Here is a 19,042-nt window from a genome sequence, read left to right as displayed (position 1 = left end):
CCGATTGGTAAAGCCAGCAACCCGTAATCAAGACAACTGAGCAGAACTACTCAACGTGTTGCTTTTTAAAATGATAAAAGGAAAATTATAATGACTAAAATTATTGGTATTGACTTAGGTACAACAAATTCATGTGTCGCGGTAATGGAAAGTGGCAAAGCAACCATCATTGAAAATAGCGAGGGTAATCGCACCACGCCTTCGATAATCGCCTATAGCAACAATGAAATATTAGCCGGTCATCCGGCAAAAAGACAAGCAGTGAGCAATTCAAAAAACACCCTGTTCGCCATTAAACGTTTAATTGGCCGCAAGTTTGATGATGAATTACTGCAAAATAACATTGAATTATCACCCTACAAAATTGTAAAAGCTGACAATGGTGATGCGTGGGTAGAAATTGATGGTAAAGCACTATCGCCACAGCAAGTGTCTGCACAAATATTATTGAAACTGAAAAAAGATGCTGAAGCCTATTTAGGTGAAACTGTTACCGAAGCGGTAATAACCGTACCTGCCTACTTTAATGATTCACAGCGTCAAGCCACTAAAGATGCAGGTAAAATTGCCGGCTTAAACGTTAAACGAATTATCAATGAACCCACAGCGGCAGCATTAGCTTACGGCATAGATAAAAGTAAAAATGGTGAGCAAAGCTCTGAACAAAACTCTGAGCAAAATATAGTGGTTTACGATTTAGGTGGCGGTACCTTTGATGTTTCTATTATTGAAATATCTAACCTAGACGGTGAAAAACAGTTTGAAGTATTAGCTACCGATGGCGATACCTATTTAGGCGGGGAAGACTTTGATAGTGCCCTGATTAATTATCTAGTGGCAGAGTTCAAAAAAGATCAAGGCCTAGATCTGACCAGTGATGCTTTAGCAATGCAAAGGGTAAAAGAAGCCGCTGAAAATGCTAAAATTGAGTTATCGTCAACCAAGCAAACTGATATTAATTTGCCTTACGTTACTGCCGATGCCAGTGGCCCTAAGCACATGAATATTAAAGTAACTCGGGCTAAATTAGAGTCTTTAGTAGATGACTTAATTAAACGCACCATTGCGCCATGTAAACAAGCATTAAAAGATGCTGGTTTAAACATGAGTGATATCAGCGATGTTATTTTAGTGGGTGGCCAAAGCCGTATGCCGAAAGTTCAAGAGGCTGTACAAAGCTTATTTAATAAAGAGCCACGTAAAGACATTAATCCAGATGAAGCGGTTGCCTTAGGTGCATCAATTCAATCAGGGGTATTATCGGGCACTGTAAATGACGTGTTATTACTTGATGTAACGCCTCTGTCTTTAGGTATTGAAACCCTAGGCGGTATTGTTACTAAGGTAATTGCTAAAAATACCACTATCCCAACACGGGCAAGTGAAGTGTTTTCGACCGCAGAAGATAACCAAAGCGCGGTAACTGTACATGTATTACAAGGTGAACGTGATATGGCCAGCGATAATAAGTCACTCGGACAATTTAACTTAACCGATATTAAAGCAGGCCCTCGTGGTAATGCACAAATTGAGGTTACTTTTGATATAGATGCTAATGGTATTTTGAATGTGACGGCAACGGACAAGGCCACTGGTAAAGAGCAAGCCATAACTATCACAGCGTCGAGTGGTTTATCGGAAGATGACGTCAATCGCATGGTTAATGAAGCAGAGCAAAATTCGGCACAGGACAAGGCAAAGCGTGAACTTATTGAGCAGCGTAATCAAGCGGATCATTTAATCCATACAGTAACGGGAGCAATGAGCGACTTTAGTGATGGGCAACAAGCAAGTTTTAATTCCTTAATTGAGCAATTAAAAATGGCAGTGAATGGTAATGATAAACAAGCGATTGAAGTGTGTCACGATGCATTAAATGATGCTTATAACTTAGCAAAACAAGCTCAAGCGCAGGCTAACACTGAAAGAGCACCGTCTGAGCAAGTAAACGCAGCTAACGATAGTGATGTTATAGAAGCCGATTTTGAGGAAGTCAGCGGACTTTAATTTGACCTTCACTTTATTAACTGCTAGATAAACAACGTTACTCAAGCAAATAAAAACGGCTAAATCATGATGATTTAGCCGTTTTTTTATCGCTTAAAACTTAAAATATTATTCTCTATCAGGGCTATTATCTATAATCACTGTACCTTAAATATGGTTAAATAAATGATTGCCTTTAGCCTTTTAAACTAGCTGACATTGATATTGTATTCGGCAAACAATTGCTGATAAAACTTCGCCAAACTTAATTTACGTTGCTCGTTTAACCAGTCCTGCTTAACTTGCTCGCGAACTTTATCCAGTGACTGTATTTCACCACCTGTTCTTTGGGTTAACTGCACTAGGTGTACACCATAACCTGATTGTATTTTTTGCTGCCAAGTATTCATCGATAGTTTCACTAAAGAGTCGGCAAATTTACTGCCAAAATAACGCGCGACAAAGGCATAAGAAACATCGGTATATTGATAGTCTAAAAAAATATTATCTGACAATGGCATCAATTTTACGGCAGTGTGTTCGGTTTCATCTAAGGCTGTTATCTGCGCCAATGTTTTAGTTAATACCGCGGTAACATTACGGTGTTTTGACGGGTCAAAGTATAGCTGCACAAAACTAAAAAATTGTTCGCTACGATAGTCATCTGGATGTGCTTTTAAAAAACCTGATAACTCTGCATCATCAGGTTCTAAGCGACTAACACTGTCTTCAACAATAAATTCTACCTTTTGCTGAATACGTTTTTGAATAATGCCATCACCAGCAAGTAAACCCATTTCAACACCCTTCTGATAAGCTACTTGCTCTTTAAGGTAGTTATTAACCAAAGCAGCCAGTTCCTCCTCGCTTGGTTGTCGTTGACGTGTTTTTTCAAAACTGTACTTAAGTTGCACTATTTTAGCCGCTGAAATAGATATTTCATTGTCATTAGCTTGGTTGTCATTGACCAAAGCATAAAAATAAAAAAGCGCCGCCCCTAACAGTAAAAAATGCAGTAACGGCTCTTTTAAAAAGGTTTTCATAGTTATCCTATTATTTTCTATTCTTTATTCTATTAAGCTAAGTACTAATGAATTTAGCCCTTCGAGTTATACCAAATTGGTGAAGTATAAGCGCGCTCTTGAGTTTTAAGTTTAATGCCTTTTGGCATACTCTTAACTTGATAACGTACTGCATCATAAGCCGTCCAACGCGGTGTCGGAATTTCTATCGCACGCACATAATAAAAGGCTTTTTCTGAAACATCAAAGCTTGGATCTTGCCATAAAGTTTCAAGCTGTGCCGAGCCTATGGTATTAGTCCAGGTGGGAATAGATAAATCTACCGTATCGCCTACTGAAGGTAATTTACCTTTAGCATTGATGTTACGCTCGCCAGTGCTATTGCCTGACCAAGCAACATCGTATACTTTTTCATGAGCTTTGCCCTGACTATCGACCCACCCCTTGATTACTTGTACTCGGTCTAGGTTAGCACCATCAGGGTCACGTAATGCTCGAATTAGCAAGCTTGGTGTTTGACCCTGTTTTGCCGTGACTAAATCACCGCCCATTGGCACACCTTTGTTGTAACCAACATTAGCAAGGTCGCGTTGTTTTAAATCTGCGTTAGTAAAGTCATAGCCAGCAAAAACTCGAATACGAATACGTGGACCTGTAGTGGCATAAACTTCTTTACGTTTCATCGCATCAAAAATTGCAGCACGGGTATTCGATTTAGCCCACACAGCCGTAGGTCCAGGTGTTGCATAGCGCCAAGCGTCATAACCGATATCGAGTTTTTTATTGTACTTACCCGGTAGGTTAATGCGTTTTTCTGACGGCTCCATCCAAGTAAAGGCGCCAAAAAAATTATCATCATCTTGCGTCACTAAGGAGGTATGCATATCACCACCACCGACAAAACCTAACTTAAACGGGTTTACCCCCAGTTCAGTTTCAAGCAACAAACCATTTTTTAACGCTGCACGAGTATATTCTGTGGCTAACATGGCATCGGTTTTTTTGGTGGTTAAATCAAGGTTCCCAAAATCCCAAGTTTCATAATCGGCGAATTCATCATCAGGAGATAGTTTAGGATGGGTTTCACTGTCACCTTTCGTTTGCCCTACTTCAACTAATTTTTCCCATTTTTCGCGTTCTGTAACATAAGCTAAGTCATATTTTGCGCCATTATTAAAATCATCCTGCAAGGCAAATAACCAGCCATTAGATAAATTACCATTGTGCGGAATTGCAATAGCGCGGCCGCCGGTATTTTTTTCATAATCGGCTAACCATTTCCACAAATCTTGCGGATTAGCACTACCAATAGGAGCGGTCATGGTAAAAGGTAATACTTGCAAGGCTCTATCGGGGCCATCACGTAAAATGATATTACGATGTAAATTATTGCCCTTCACCATAGAGGTCCATTCATAGGAGATCATAGTAGTAAACCGGTGTGGTTCATTAAACTCTTCCGCTGCTTGCACTAAATCTTGCCAAGTACGGCTATAACCTGGATTGCCTGGTTGATACACTAAAGCACTTGATAGCTCACCATTGGCAAAGGCTGAAATTAAATCAAATGAAGCTTGTTTAGCTTCAGCGCCACCTTGACTAAAGCGTTGATGAAATTTAGCACCCTGTTCATCGGCCAAAATATTTTCTGTGCCTTTAAGGATATCAGTAATAACACCCATACCATCGGTATGTTCGGTTAAACAAATAAAATCTAATGGTCTGTCTAATTTAACCGGTTGACTAGTATTGCTTAATACCTGCTCACCACGAGCAAAACGGTATAGATCACGAGGTAATAACGTGGTGCCACCACCGCCAGCATCAGCAGAAAGTGCTGAATGAATATGAGTCTCACCAAAGAGTAACTGTGTAGGGTAATCTCGGTCGGCATAGGGCGAATAATTAGCTTTAACCGATGTATTTACACTGCCTTTTTTGCGGGCTTTTTTACTGGTTTTTGCCTGACTTACTTTATTAGGTTTTTCTTCAATAAGTTTAACTTTTTTTGCGGCACTTGCCGTCGACTCAGCCTTGATCTGCGCTTGCTCTCCGCAAGCGGTTAGACTTAAAGTCGCTATGCAAACAGCCAGTAGTGATTTTTTAAACATAATTATTCCCTTTATTATTTTTATGATAAAATAGGTTATCTCAATAATTTAACGACTTAACTTAAATTAAATGAGCTAGAGCCATAACTAGAACTGCAACACTCTTTCTATTAGCCACATACTGGCAATTGTACCTATCAAATAGGCATTAATTTTTTCATATTGTTTTTTTCGCTCACGGCTTATATCACTGAGTTTTTTCACTATGTAGATAAGCAATAACACACCAGCAATAAAGAATACTTGCCCTAGTTCAACCCCTATATTAAAAAAGGCTAAAGCTAAAAACTGATCGTTTTTTGGCAAACCTAGCTCAAGCAATACCGAAGCAAAACCAAAGCCATGCAACAGACCAAAACTGCTTGATACAACGACTGGATAACGATAAGTTAACGAGAGTTGCTGCGATTTATTGAATGATGTTTTTGCTATTTCTGTGGCTAGAAAGACAATACTTAAGGCGATTACGGCTTCTACCACCACAATGGGCAGTTGCACTATATTAAGTGTGCTTAAAACAAGGGTAATTGAGTGAGCTAAAGTAAAACCTGTGATAGCCCACATAAGTTTTTTAACCGTTGAGGCAATCAGTAACAAACATAAAACAAACAATAAATGATCATAACCTTCAAGAATATGCTCGATACCAAAAAGAGTATAACTTTGCACGGTTTGCCATGACGATGGACTGGCAACAAAGGTATAACTTGGCGCAGCTGGTGTTATTCTTACTGAGTAATCATTAGTAATGCTTTTATAGTTAAGCATTACTTCAACCGCTGTTTTTTCTAAGTTGATAACCGTGACACTCTTACCGGCTAAGCTTTGTGCTGTTGTTAGGCTAAAAAACTGGATGTTGGCGCCATTTAGCAAAGAAGTTGGTTTTGTATTACTTATCGTTATACCTTGATTAAATTGCAGACTAAGTGGTGCAACACCTTGAACTGCAGGCTGTTTCCACATGACCTGATAACAACTATGCTCGCTATTATTGTTGTCGCTGTTACTATTGCCGCTACGAGCACTGTTAACAGCTTTATCACTACAGGTAATAGCTTCAATTTGTAAATAAGCCAATTGAATTTTATTTGCCTGTACGGCTTTACTATTGACGACAGCTAACAAACAAAGAAAAAGGAATAGCCCGTAGTGGGATATTCCTTTTACTGTTTTTTTATAACAAGAAAGCATCATCAACTAGTGCGTTTTTTCTTGAGTTGGCATAAACCAAATAGGTGAACTCCAAGCACGCTCTTGAATAGTTGCTGGTACATCTTTTAACAGTGGTAAATTATTACGCACTGCATCATAGGTTGACCAACGTGGTGTCGGTATCTCAATAACACGGGCATAATAAAGTGTTGGCAATTCACTGTTAAATTCTTCATCCGTAAAGCTGCCCATTAACATCGTTGCGCCAATTTCATTAGTATATTTAGCCGTTGTTAAATCAACAGTATTACCTACTTGAGCTAAATTTCCCTTTTTGTCCTTAGCGCGATTATCAGACCATACTACATTGATGATTTTTTCATGTTGCTCACCTTGTTGGTCAACCCACCCCTTAATGATTTGGATCCGGTCTAAGTTAGCACCCACAGTATCTTTAGCAGCCCAAACCGTTAATGTCGGAGCCGAGTCAGCGCCAGTAACTGTGCCACCCATAGGTACACCTTTATCGTAACCTTCAGTCACCATCGCTTTAATATCACTTGGCTGCGGCGTTAAGTGCTCGCCGGCAAAGAAGCGAATTTGCATACGTGGGCCAGAAGTAGCAAAAGTTTCACGGTTATACATGGCATCCCAAATTTCGCTTCGGGTATTTTTTTGTGCCCACACACCGGTAATTGAACCAATGCTTTCATCAATAGCATCAAGCCATTCAGGTACTTGTCCTGTTCTACGTAATTCAGGTGTATGATCCGCTGCGCCGTGGCCACCAACATAGTTATCTTCAGCTACATCGGCCATCAAACCATTGTGGCTGTCAGTGCCGCCATTAAATCCTAATTTATAAGGATTTACGCCTAAGTTTTGATAATGCTTAAGTCCTTCAATAACGCCCCAACGGACAAAGTTACGTTTATCTAAACCGCGATTACTAAAATCAGCCACTGAATCTGCATTTTCAAAATCAGCAAACTCATCGGCAGGCCAAAAATTACGATGTACTTCTGAGTTACCTTTTATTTGCATCATTTCTATGGTGCGCTCAAAATGGCTACGCAGCTCCGCATATTCTTTGGTAATAGGTTTACCCTTAGCATCATTTGGGTTAAACATATTTAATTTTGACGCATTAGAATTATGTGGGATAGCTAATACAGTACTGCCTTGTTTTTCTTGTTCAGCTAACCATAACCACAGATCATCTTCACGATTAATTTCAAGATAGCTCATCGGTTGTGCTGGCACTACCATATCTCTAAACAAAATATTGCGGTGTAAATTGCCACCTTTAGGTGCTCCACTCCACTCAAATGCTGCTAGGGTAGTAAATACGCCCGGCTTATATTCTTCTTTGGCTGCTTGTAAAATTATTTGCCAAGCACTCTTTGTACTCTCAGCTCCAGTATAAAATGGCGGGTGACTTGGTTTAGCATCACCTCTATTAACTGAAATAACATATTTAACGAACCAAGCTATTTGATCTTTATATTCGCTTAAGCTTCGCAACTCTTTTAAAGTTTCATTATTATGACCAACCGCTTCCATTTCGAGTGTGGTGTACATCTCCCCAATATATTCAGAATGATCTGTTGTCGCAGCAAAGTCTAATGGTCGATGCAATTTATGTAACTCGCCATTGATCATTTTTTCCTGCCCTTGAGCAAATTGTAATGAGTCTTTAGGGCTCATGCGATTGCCACCAATATAGGCATCTAAAGAGTATTTAGTATGCATATGGGTCTCACCAAAATAGGCGTTTTTTAGCGGGTTTGATGGCGCGTTATCTTCCTGCTCTTTGATGCTTTTTGCTCTGGCAGATATTGATTCATCTTTATTTTTTTTCGTGTTACTGCCACTTACGGCTTTAACGTGGGCTTGATCTTTTTGTGCATCCGTTGCTTTTTCAGAACATGCGCTTAAAGCGACTGTTAACGTTAGAGCAATAATTGAAAGTTTTGTTTGCATCGTTAATCCTTTAGTAGACATTTTTATGTTGATAGTTGCTTGTAGTTAGTGCTTAGGAAACTTTTTAGCGTTAAAATTTAGCCATCACTTTTAAAAAAATTGTGTCGCCTTTAACACGCTTAGTAGTGCTGAACTCATGTAACCATTTCAACTCGGTGAGTATGTCGGTTTTGCCCGCCTTTTTAACAAAAGATAATGTTGGACCCGCGCCAACACTTCGCGCTTTAAAGTCGCCAAAGTTAGCACCTTCACCACTGTCACCAGTAACTTGCTTGTAATAAAATCCCGTTACACCGGCCCCAGCTAAACCACCCCATAGTGGGAAATGTTGCGCAAATGTGCCTTCAAGATGTGCCTGAATGCCCGATTTGTATTGAGTATCATCGTTTTCTTGATTAAAATCTACACCGGCAAAAACACTGGCTTCAATACCATTTTTTTGACCTAAATAAACTGCTGCGATAGTCGGCTCTACGGTCCAAAAATTCTTACCGGTATTGGCTAATTCGCCTATTTCATAACTTCCGGTTGGTGCATAAAGTGCAATTCGGTAATTAATATTTAAATCAGCATTAACATGTTGATTAATCATTAGTGGCATTAAGATAATGTCACCTAACGCGCTATCACTATCTGTTTTTCTATAATCACCAGAATCGGTAAACACGTCAGCACTGACTTTCATATCAACATAAGGGATAGTGGCACTAAAGGCATAACTCCAATTTTCACCCAAGTCTATATCAGGGCGATAGAGCATAGTTAAGCCGATAGCTTTCGAACTTACATCCACATCAGCCGCTTCTATACCTGCAAATGGTAGTGAATGTTCATAACTACCTTGGTAGTCAAGAATATTTAATCGAGTGATGAAAGTTTGACCTGCGGGAACACCATCCATGAATGATGACATTGAACCAGGCATATAGTGACCACTGCCGCCCTCTTCAGCTAAAGCAGTAAATGAAAAAGAGCAGACAAGTAATAGGATTTTTTTATTCATATCATTCCTTTGAAATTGGTACTTAAAACCATAAAACAGAATGTAATTATACTGTTAATTTAATGACTTACAGTGTACTTAATTTACAAATTAAAACAATACATCCCATAGGTATATATTATTTACTTTAACGAATGTTCATCTATGGTTGATTTCACCCTTTAAGCTTTCAACTTAATAAGAGTTTACTGCTACATTATTTATTTTCTCTGTATCTAAAAGCCACAATTTATGCGATATTAGCGGCAAATAATTACCCTACTTTTATCCTGGGTTAACTGCATTTAGGTATCTATAATGAAAGCTCCTCTATATAACGACATTCTTGCTATTTGCCAAGAAATCGCTGACGCATCAACAGCTGATAATGAAGCATTAAGGCTTGCCAGCTGTAAAAAATTGCAAGTACTTTGCGCAACTAATCAAGGCTCACCAAAAGATCACCCACTGCAATGGGAAGCACTTGCTGATTTTACCGAAGATGGCGACCAAGCCATGGATATTTATGAAGTTGCTTTAGCAACAGCAGAAAAGTTAACTTTACCTACTTTTACTGCTTCTGCTTATTTAGCAATGGCATTACGCCAAGTTGAATTTGAAGAAAAAGAGCAAGCACTGGTCTTTGCTAATAAAGCTAACGATGCCGCACAAACCATAGATAGCGAAGAATTGAAAACTGAAATCACTGAACTTTTAACGCAATTAGCACAGTAATTAAACCTTTCATTAGCACGCTTGTTTCTCAAAAAACAAGCTTAGTTAACTACGGAGAATTCCATGTCAGAAAGTTACTTAGTTATTGAATTAAACCAGCAACCGGTTGAGTTATGTAAGCTACTTAAAATAGCTAATTTAGTTGCTGGTGGCGGTGAAGCAAAAGTTGTTATCAGCGAAGGTTATGTTTTACTTAATGGTGAAGTAGAATACCAAAAACGTAAAAAAGTTTACCATGAAGATGTGATTGAATTTAATGGTGAGGTTGTACAGTTACTCATTAATGAAGACTTGGCTGAGCCATTAGTCGATGAAATAGCTGATCAAACAAGCTTAATAATTGAAAGTAAGCCAGCGCAAAAAAAAGCTAAAAAGAAAGCTGCAAAAAAACCGAAAAATGACTTTGTAGCTGAGCCTACCGACAAAAATAATACGGATGAAATAATGCCGAAAAAAAGAAGACCTATTTCTTTTTAACTGTTCAGCCCCACTCATTATAAGAACGTTAATAATAGCTATTTAAATAACTAATCGTTATTAACGTTCATTCAACATCTATTTATAAAAAGTTACTTATAGTACTTTTTCCCAAAACATCGCTTTACCGGTTTTTTCATCAAGTTCATAACCAGTGAAACCTAGCTTTTTATAAGCATTTTGTGCAACGATATTTCCCTCGAGTACTTCAAGGGTTAATTTGCAATAGCCCCGTTCACGGGATATTTTCTCAGCTTCATTAAATAACTTTTGACTTAGGCCCAAGCCGCGGAATTCTTTCAATACCCCGCAATCATGAATATTAAGCAAAGCTTTACATTTAAAAGTAGAAAAACCTTCAACACAATTAAGTATGCCTGCGGGTTTGCCATCGACATAACAAAGCAAAGTTAGAAAGTCATTTCTTTTGGCTAAAGTGGCTACTAGGTTTTGCTGAACGTCATCAGTCAGAGCTTCTCCACCACCCATAGGGTCTAAGGCATAGGCGTTTAACAACATGACTAGGTCTTTACCGTGTTGCTCATTTTGGTAATCTGCTTGAATTAACGTTATTTGCACAATCATTCCTCTTTATATTTTTTACTTTTTGATGCAGCGCACTATACTCTTTAAATGAACAAAATAAAGTTATTGTGCCAATATCAAGACCCCGATTGCACCAAGCAACAGGCTTTTTGTTGTCAGGAAGAAGCGAATGATTCAGGATTTTGTTATTGGCATGATCAAGCAATTGATAAATCCGGCATTGATATCAAACAACGTCTGGAAGACTATGCTCAAGCAGGCGGAATGTTGCGCGGTATAATACTCACTAGAGCCAACCTGCAAGGCGTAGACTTAGTGAATCATAATAAAAAGTTCGGTTATGACTTCTCCTATGCTGATTTATATCATACCAATCTTAAAAGTGCTCACATGTTTAATATTAACCTGCAAAATGCCAGTCTAATGAAAGCTGACCTACGCGATTCGAACCTAAATTGTGCCAATTTAGAAGGCACCAATATGCTGGGTGTAAAATGGACCGGCAGCAAATTTGAAAATGTTAATATAGGCAATAAGATCAAGCAGGAATATGATGCTAAAGCGGCTTTATTAGCCAAAGATGAACAAGCAAACGTTGATTATTTAGAGCAAGCAGAAGAAATATATCGTGATTTACGTAAACATGCTGAGCACGAAGGCATATTTACCCTATCCGGCTACTTTATTCAAAAAGAGCTGACCATGCGCCGCTTACAATTACCGCGCTATTGTATGAAACGTACCATTTCCAAAGTGGTAGATATATTTTGTGGTTACGGCGAAGCACCACTGCGCATAATAGGTTTATCAATTGCAATTATTTTTATATGCGCCATCATTTATACTTTTACTGGTCTAAGTTACAACGGTAATATTCAGTCGGCGAGTAGTAACCTATCAACACAAGAGAATTTTTCGTTTTTCCTTTCTTCACTTTATTATTCAGTGGTGACCTTTACTACTTTAGGGTATGGAGATTTTACCCCGGTAGGAGTATCTCGCGCCATTGCTGCTATAGAAGCCTTTACAGGTAGCTTTACTATTGCTCTTTTTGTGGTGGTTTTTGTTAAAAAAATGACCCGATAGCGACATATGCCTACGCTAGGTTGTGTTTGATGTAACTAAGTCAGAAATATTACATATATTACTTTTTCATAAGCGAACCCCCTGATAGAATACCGCCAATTGTACTTACCCCTTTTTACGGAAACTTCAAGCCATGCGTACCAGTCAATACTTACTGTCTACTCTTAAAGAAACCCCTGCCAATGCAGAAGTAATCAGTCATCAGTTAATGTTACGAGCCGGGCTGGTTCGTAACCTTGCCTCTGGTTTATATACTTGGTTACCAACCGGTTTACGTGTGTTGAAAAAAGTAGAGAATATTGTTCGTGAAGAAATTCAACGTGCAGGCGGTAATGAAGTATTAATGCCTATGGTTCAGCCTGCAGATTTATGGGAAGAATCAGGTAGACTAGCGGATTATGGTCCCGAGTTATTACGTATTAATGACCGTCATAAGCGCCCTTTCGTTTTAGGGCCAACACACGAAGAGGTTGTCACTAAATTAGTTGCTAACGAATTGAGCAGTTATAAGCAACTTCCACTCACTGTTTTTCAAATTCAAACAAAATTTCGTGATGAAATACGTCCTCGCTTTGGTGTGATGCGTGGCCGTGAATTCTTAATGAAAGATGCTTATTCTTTTCATTTAGAAGACGAATGTTTAGAAAAAACTTATCAAATTATGTTTGATGCTTACTGTCGTATCTTCGAACGTCTTGAACTAGACTTCCGTCCGGTTATAGCGGATAGCGGTTCAATCGGTGGTGAAAAGTCACATGAATTTCATGTACTTGCTGACTCAGGTGAAGATGATATTGCTTTTAGTGATGCTAGCGAATTTGCCGCAAACATTGAAAAAGCCGAAGCATTAGCACCAACAGATGAGCGCAGTGAGCCAACCCAAGATATAAAAACTGTAGAACTAAAACTTGAACGTTTAATTAAAACCACTGATATAGATATAAAAACTACAGTTAAAACACTATTAGTGCTTGGCTCTGTTAATGAAGGTCAACCGACAAAAATAGTTGCCTTAGTACTGCGTGGTGATCATCAACTCAATGAAGTTAAAGCTGAGAACTTAGCGAGTATTGCTGCACCGTTAACATTCGCCACTGACGAACAAGTGTCTGCTATTGCTAACTGTCATAGCACTTCTTTAGGCCCTAAAGGTCTAGATATTGAAATAATTGTTGATCGTAGTGCTGCTCATTTAAGCGATTTTGCTTGTGGTGCTAACAAGAACAATCACTCTTTTACCGGTGTTAACTGGCAACGTGATTGTGGCGAAATTAACATTCAAGATATTCGTAATGTTGTTGCTGGTGACCCAAGTCCATGTGGTCAAGGCACCATTGAAATAAAACGTGGTATTGAAGTTGGTCATATTTTCCAATTAGGCCGTAAATATGCAGAAACAATGAACTGTTCGGTACTAAATGAAGGAGGTAAAAACCAAACCTTAACCATGGGTTGTTACGGTATTGGTGTTTCTCGTATTGTTGCTGCTGCTATCGAGCAAAACCACGATAAATATGGCATCAAATGGCCAAAAGCGATTGCACCATTTCAAGTAGCGATTGTACCAATGAACATGGCAAAATCTGCACGAGTAAAAGAAACTGCTGAAGCTTTATATGAGTCACTTAATAAGGCAGGCATTGAAGTATTGTTTGACGACAGAAAGGAACGTCCAGGTGTTATGTTTGCTGATCATGAATTAATGGGCACACCATTATTAGTAATCATTGGTGAGCGTAACTTAGATGCCCAACAAGTTGAGCTTAAAAACCGTATTACCGGTGAAAAGTTGTTAATCGCTATTGATGAAGTTATGTCTTTGTTCAACTAATTTATAGCAAGTCCATTAAGTTAGTTGCAAAAGTAACGCTTATATTACAAAGGGGCAATAGCCCCTTTTTTTGTTTCTGATAGAAAGTAAATCACCACCTATAACCTTACTGACGACTTGGTTCCAGACCATCATATCGAGGCAAGTTGGCATCAAGATCTTCCCAGTTTGCTTTTGAGCTCACAAAATTATGGGAAATAGGCCTTTCACTTACTTCGCCATCAAGTATACCTAAACGTATTCTTAATCGCGTTGGGTCATCATCATTTGAGCTATAGACTGGTGAACCGCATTTACTGCAAAAATATCGATTTCGCCCAGATTTAAACGAAAATGAAGTCAAATCCGCTTTTCCAGCGGTTATTTCAAAGTCAGTGGTATTAATAAAGCCGTTAGTCGCAAACGCAGTACCACTATTCTTTCGACATAATGAACAGTGACAATGAATAATATCACTAATATTGCCATTCACTTTAATATGAACGTCACCACATAAACATTTACCAAAATACATATCTGTGCCTTTAATTTTTTTGAATAACCAATAGTCATTATTGGCGCTTATTATTAAGCAAATAATTTAACATCACTTTTACCTTTTGTACCTTATTTTTACTATCGGCCGTAATAATTCAACCTACATATGCCTTTTTGACAAAAAACAGATAATTTATCATTAAAAAAAGCCTAAATAAGGCTTTCAAAACAGCGCATTATTGGCAACAATGACAGAGTCATTTTCTCCTCATTTTACTTAAGAAGTACCTTATTCATGAAAGCTATTACCAAGTCATCTAAATTAAATAATGTTTGTTACGATATTAGAGGACCAATAGCAGCCGAAGCCAAGCGCCTTGAAGATGAAGGTCATAAAATACTTAAGCTTAATGTCGGTAACCCTGCCCCATTTGGTTTCGAAGCCCCTGATGATATTTTAAAAGATGTAATTCATAACTTACCTAATTCACAAGGTTACTCTGAATCACAAGGCATTTATTCAGCCAGAGTTGCGGTAATGCAATATTTTCAACAGCAAGGTATTAAAGATGTCATGGTTGATGACATCTTTATTGGCAATGGTGTCAGTGAGTTAATTGTTATGGCAATGCAAGCGTTACTTGATAATGGTGATGAAGTATTGATCCCTTCTCCTGACTATCCATTATGGACTGCTGCGGTATCACTATCTGGCGGTAAACCCGTACACTACCGTTGTGATGATGAAAACCAATGGTTTCCAGATTTAGAGGATATGGAAAGTAAAATTACCAAAAAAACCAAAGCCATTGTATTAATTAACCCTAATAACCCAACGGGAGCGGTTTATTCAGAAGAAATACTGCAGGGTATTATTACCCTTGCCAGAAAGTATGGACTAATAATTTATAGCGATGAGATCTACGATAAAATTCTTTATGATCAAGCTAAACATATCCCAACAGCAAGATTAGCAAACGATATATTAATCATTACATTGGGTGGATTATCAAAGAATTATCGCATTGCCGGATTTAGAGCCGGTTGGATGGTTATTTCTGGTCCTAAGCTACATGCCGAAGATTACATTGAAGGTATTAAATTACTCTCGTCTATGAGAATGTGTGCAAATGTGCCAAGCCAACATGCCATACAAACGGCTTTAGGTGGTTATCAAAGTATTAATGAACTAATCAGTGATGATGGTCGTTTAATTAAACAGCGTAATGTAGCTTATGAAATGATTAATGATATCGATGGTTTATCATGTAACCCTGCAATGGGTGCTTTGTATATTTTTGTCAAAGTGGACATTAAAAAGTTTAATATAAGCGACGATGAACGCATGATTTTAGATTTACTCAAACAAGAGAAAATTCTATTAGTGCACGGTCGCGCTTTCAATATCAAAGCACATAATTATTTCCGCTTAGTATTTTTACCTCATGTGGATGAGTTAATTCCAGCTTTGGAAAAATTAAAGCACTTCTTTGCTACTTATAAGCAAACAAAAGCTTAGCGTAGCAATTATAAAAGTAAAAAACACTAGGTAAGACTAATGAGGAAGAATTATGCAAAGTTCATTTTTAGCGTGGATGTTCCGCATGCCATTGATCAAACGTTGGTCATTAATGTTTTGTGTAAAACCTGAGAATATTGCTGAGCACTCACATCAGGTTGCCATTGTTGCCCATTTGTTAGCCGTTATTAAAAATAAGAAATTTAATGGTCAGATCAATGCCGATAAAATATCAACCATTGCCATGTATCATGAAGCCAGTGAAACACGTTATGGTGATATTGTTAATCCCACTAAGTATGCTAATAAAGAAATCGCCAGAGAGTTTAAAAAAATAGAATTATTGGCAGAAAAAGAGTGTTTAGCATCGCTTCCTGATGAGCTGCAAGAATTATTCAGTGATATAATCGTACAAGATAATGTTTCAGCGGAATACAAAGCGATTGTCAAAGCCGCTGATATAATTGTTGCTTATATTAAAGCCCTTGATGAGATAAACCATAAGAACCCAGAATTTGATCATGTAGAAGAAAGGTTAGCGATAAAAATAGCTGATTTAAAAACAAACATGCCTGAGGTTGAGTATTTTATTGATACTTTTATGGCCGCTTGTTTAGCGACCGTCGATAAGTTGTCAGATACTTAGTTAAATGATATTTAGTTAGCTGGTGTTTAGATAACTGATATTAACTAGCACAAGCTAAGTACCACACAATTAATGATCTGGGTCGGCATAGTCAGGGTAATCTATTCTGATCTGTAAAAATTCGTCAAAGTTCTCGACAATTATATTAACCATCTTAGCCTCAAACTTTATATCTCTTTGTGCTAATAAAAATTCCTTTATTCTTTGATCTGACCACGGTTTTTTATAGCAACGTTTTGAACCCAATGCATCAAAGACATCAGCCACTGCCATAATACGTGCCTCAATAGGTATTTCTTCACCTTTTAATCCATTTGGGTAACCACTGCCATCCCAGTTTTCGTGATGAAAGTTTGCAAGGCGAGCAGCTAATTTTGAAACACTAACTGTAGACTTTTCTAAAATATCAGCACCAATTTGCGCATGAGATTGCATTATTTCCCAGTCTTCACCTTCTAGTTTGCCAGGTTTATGTAAAATATGCTCAGGGATGGCTATCTTACCTAAGTCATGTAGTGGCGCGGCTAAACGAATTGCTTCAACAAAACTTTCTTCTAAACCGAGTTTTTTTGCTAACATATCGCAAATAATAGCCACTCGGCGCACGTGAGCACCTGTTTCTTTACTACGAGCTTCAACAGCTTCGCCAACAATAAAGAGTAACTCTTTTTGAGTTTTCTCTATTTCCTGTTGCTTGGTTAAACTTTCAAGAATGAGCGCAACATTAGTAGCGAATAACTCAGCTAAATTGGCTTTAAAGTGTTCATTATCATCTTCAAATTCAATATACAAAACAGATGCGGCGTTTTTCGAGGCTTGATAAAATCCAACAAAACAGGTTTCATCACGATAATGTGTTTTATCGATAAAAACTTTCATAATACGCGCTTTGACTTGCTCATCTATATCCGATGCCTCTAAGGAGTCAGACTCACAAACGTATTTACCTGTACAAGCAATAATTGAGCTAGTCGATTTTTTCGCGAAGTCTATTTGGGTTCTAGCTATATAAAGTGCTGAACTTTCGACATTCATTAGTGCCAGCAAGTGATTAAGTGCTGCTGAGCCAAAATTCTTTAATTGATTAATTTTTAATAAATCATGAGTCGCTTCAATAAGCATTTTAAACGCATCAAGACTACGTTGAATAGTCATAATGTCACGATAGGCACGTATACTCGCGTATACTGTAGTGATCATTTTATTGGCGGTAAAATCAGTTTTTTCTTTATAGTCATTAATATCAAATTCTTTAATGACTTTTGCCTCAGGAGCGGATCCCGCTTGTCCAGTTCGTAATACTAAGCGAATCGATTGATTTTTATGTTCCTTTCTTATCCACTCCACCAACTCTAAACCAGCGTGATCAGTTTCCATAACTACATCAACAAAAGCCATACAAAAAGAATTATCATTGAGCATGATTTCTTTCGCTTGTTTACTGGAAAAAGCAGAGACTATCTCAAGTCTCCTATGTTCAATTTCAGCATCTGCAAGTACAAGTTTAGTGACTTGATGAACTGACTCATCATCATCAATAACCAAAATACGCCAAAACTTATCAGTTTTACTCTGCTGTTCATTAGCTTCTTCGTCAACTTCGTCTTGAAAAATAAAGTTACTCATTAAAGTCTATTATGTAAATGAAACCATTATATTAGTGTAATTCACAACGGCTAAATTACTAGTAATAGACTAAAAAGCTAATAAAAAAAATTTTATATACTTATCGGTAGCTGTTTCCATTAACTCGCTATATTTTAAGCAAAAAAAAACGGCTAAGCCGTTTTTTTATCATTAAGTAAGTTTGTTACTTAATGAAACTGATTCACTACTTGAACCACAATATTATTTAACATTGCTGATGGAGCTTCTTTATCTTCTGAGGTTAAGCGTTTAGTCGCCCAGCCATGCCATACTGGCTGATGAGTTTTAACATCGTAAATATCGATAGCTAACTTACCTTCAACATATTGTCTAACACTTGTCTCTGTACCCATAGACATAGTGCCATAGTAGCCACGACCACCGTAATATCCACGTCCCCAGCCAAAACCAGTATTATAAGTTGCTGGGTAGCTATTCACTTTAATTTTATCGCGACTACCTACCGTATAAGAAATAGTAAAATCAGCATCTTCAGCATTCTCAACTAGCTGATAGCCTTTAGCAATAAAAGCTTGTTCAATACTGTTATCAACTCTTTCTTTCATTACCGGATTGATATCAGCAGGTGGCGCCATAATTTTTGCCTGGCTTAGCCAAGCAAAAGTTTTATAATTGATAGTTTCAATATCCGTATTTTTATCAAAATCAACTTTAGCCGAATGTGTTGCACAACTTGAGGTAAAGGCAATTAATGTCGAAATAATTATTAGTTTAATAGGTGTCATATCTGTTCCGTTTTTTTGTATTAAGACTAGTATCTTCAGTCTAAAGGGATATGGTTAGCATTTAAGATAATATAAATCATAATTGATTAGTAATAC

General features: G+C 37.8%; 16 protein-coding genes. 7 read left to right on the top strand and 9 right to left on the bottom strand.

The genetic code is table 11. From position 1 onward, the window contains the following. The first annotated feature begins 90 nt into the window (after nucleotides 1-90). Nucleotides 91-2,007 (top strand): molecular chaperone DnaK, encoded by a 1,917-nt coding sequence (dnaK, locus tag GAB14E_RS01430; protein WP_033084422.1) that lies wholly within the window; start codon nucleotides 91-93, stop codon nucleotides 2,005-2,007. A gap of 188 nt (nucleotides 2,008-2,195) precedes the next feature. On the opposite strand, the gene GAB14E_RS01435 is transcribed toward dnaK, so the two are convergent. From GAB14E_RS01435 to GAB14E_RS01455, 5 genes are all read right to left on the bottom strand, one after another. After that, nucleotides 2,196-3,029 (bottom strand): peptidyl-prolyl cis-trans isomerase, encoded by an 834-nt coding sequence (locus GAB14E_RS01435; protein WP_033084421.1) that lies wholly within the window; start codon nucleotides 3,027-3,029, stop codon nucleotides 2,196-2,198. 53 nt (nucleotides 3,030-3,082) lie between these two features. Continuing rightward, nucleotides 3,083-5,119: a DUF3604 domain-containing protein gene (locus tag GAB14E_RS01440; RefSeq protein WP_033084420.1), complete on the bottom strand. Its 2,037-nt coding sequence runs from the start codon at nucleotides 5,117-5,119 to the stop codon at nucleotides 3,083-3,085. 87 nt (nucleotides 5,120-5,206) lie between these two features. Continuing rightward, entirely contained in the window at nucleotides 5,207-6,196 is a 990-nt protein-coding gene (locus tag GAB14E_RS01445; RefSeq protein WP_231562126.1) for a HupE/UreJ family protein, read from the bottom strand. A 120-nt stretch (nucleotides 6,197-6,316) separates the two neighbouring features. After that, nucleotides 6,317-8,254: a DUF3604 domain-containing protein gene (locus tag GAB14E_RS01450; RefSeq protein WP_033084419.1), complete on the bottom strand. Its 1,938-nt coding sequence runs from the start codon at nucleotides 8,252-8,254 to the stop codon at nucleotides 6,317-6,319. Between the two features lie 70 nt (nucleotides 8,255-8,324). Next, on the bottom strand, nucleotides 8,325-9,257 hold the full coding sequence (locus GAB14E_RS01455; protein WP_033084418.1) for a SphA family protein: 933 nt from the start codon (nucleotides 9,255-9,257) through the stop codon (nucleotides 8,325-8,327). 297 nt (nucleotides 9,258-9,554) lie between these two features. On the opposite strand from GAB14E_RS01455, the gene GAB14E_RS01460 reads away from it, so the two are divergent. Together GAB14E_RS01460 and GAB14E_RS01465 are read left to right on the top strand one after the other, a co-directional pair. Then, nucleotides 9,555-9,971, top strand: a complete 417-nt coding sequence (locus tag GAB14E_RS01460) for a hypothetical protein (RefSeq protein WP_033084417.1) — start codon at nucleotides 9,555-9,557, stop codon at nucleotides 9,969-9,971. A 63-nt stretch (nucleotides 9,972-10,034) separates the two neighbouring features. Further along, on the top strand, nucleotides 10,035-10,448 hold the full coding sequence (locus GAB14E_RS01465) for an RNA-binding S4 domain-containing protein (protein ID WP_033084416.1): 414 nt from the start codon (nucleotides 10,035-10,037) through the stop codon (nucleotides 10,446-10,448). 96 nt (nucleotides 10,449-10,544) lie between these two features. Here the strand turns inward: GAB14E_RS01465 and GAB14E_RS01470 are convergent, their stop codons facing one another. Beyond that, nucleotides 10,545-11,027 carry a GNAT family N-acetyltransferase gene (locus GAB14E_RS01470; protein WP_033084499.1) on the bottom strand — a complete coding sequence of 161 codons (483 nt, stop codon included), beginning with the start codon at nucleotides 11,025-11,027 and terminating at the stop codon, nucleotides 10,545-10,547. A gap of 54 nt (nucleotides 11,028-11,081) precedes the next feature. Between GAB14E_RS01470 and GAB14E_RS01475 the strand changes: the two genes are divergently transcribed. Continuing rightward, complete coding sequence (locus GAB14E_RS01475) at nucleotides 11,082-12,080, top strand: pentapeptide repeat-containing protein (protein WP_033084415.1); 999 nt, start codon at nucleotides 11,082-11,084, stop codon at nucleotides 12,078-12,080. A gap of 133 nt (nucleotides 12,081-12,213) precedes the next feature. Continuing rightward, nucleotides 12,214-13,911: a proline--tRNA ligase gene (locus tag GAB14E_RS01480; RefSeq protein ID WP_033084414.1), complete on the top strand. Its 1,698-nt coding sequence runs from the start codon at nucleotides 12,214-12,216 to the stop codon at nucleotides 13,909-13,911. A gap of 106 nt (nucleotides 13,912-14,017) precedes the next feature. Here the strand turns inward: GAB14E_RS01480 and GAB14E_RS01485 are convergent, their stop codons facing one another. Continuing rightward, nucleotides 14,018-14,425, bottom strand: coding sequence for a GFA family protein (locus GAB14E_RS01485; RefSeq protein WP_033084413.1), 408 nt, complete (start codon nucleotides 14,423-14,425; stop codon nucleotides 14,018-14,020). 258 nt (nucleotides 14,426-14,683) lie between these two features. Between GAB14E_RS01485 and GAB14E_RS01490 the strand changes: the two genes are divergently transcribed. Together GAB14E_RS01490 and yfbR are read left to right on the top strand one after the other, a co-directional pair. Further along, on the top strand, nucleotides 14,684-15,907 hold the full coding sequence (locus tag GAB14E_RS01490) for a pyridoxal phosphate-dependent aminotransferase (RefSeq protein ID WP_033084412.1): 1,224 nt from the start codon (nucleotides 14,684-14,686) through the stop codon (nucleotides 15,905-15,907). Between the two features lie 52 nt (nucleotides 15,908-15,959). Further along, nucleotides 15,960-16,553 (top strand): 5'-deoxynucleotidase, encoded by a 594-nt coding sequence (gene yfbR, locus GAB14E_RS01495; RefSeq protein WP_033084411.1) that lies wholly within the window; start codon nucleotides 15,960-15,962, stop codon nucleotides 16,551-16,553. 69 nt (nucleotides 16,554-16,622) lie between these two features. Here yfbR and GAB14E_RS01500 read toward each other — a convergent pair whose 3' ends face one another. After that, nucleotides 16,623-18,179 carry an HD domain-containing phosphohydrolase gene (locus tag GAB14E_RS01500; RefSeq protein WP_033084410.1) on the bottom strand — a complete coding sequence of 519 codons (1,557 nt, stop codon included), beginning with the start codon at nucleotides 18,177-18,179 and terminating at the stop codon, nucleotides 16,623-16,625. A 188-nt stretch (nucleotides 18,180-18,367) separates the two neighbouring features. Then, nucleotides 18,368-18,946 carry a DUF4136 domain-containing protein gene (locus tag GAB14E_RS01505; protein WP_033084409.1) on the bottom strand — a complete coding sequence of 193 codons (579 nt, stop codon included), beginning with the start codon at nucleotides 18,944-18,946 and terminating at the stop codon, nucleotides 18,368-18,370. Between the last annotated feature and the right edge of the window lie 96 nt (nucleotides 18,947-19,042).

Source organism: Colwellia psychrerythraea, assembly GCF_000764185.1.
GTDB classification, from domain to species: Bacteria; Pseudomonadota; Gammaproteobacteria; order Enterobacterales; family Alteromonadaceae; genus Colwellia; species Colwellia psychrerythraea_B.
This window is presented reverse-complemented; position numbering and strand designations above follow the sequence as displayed.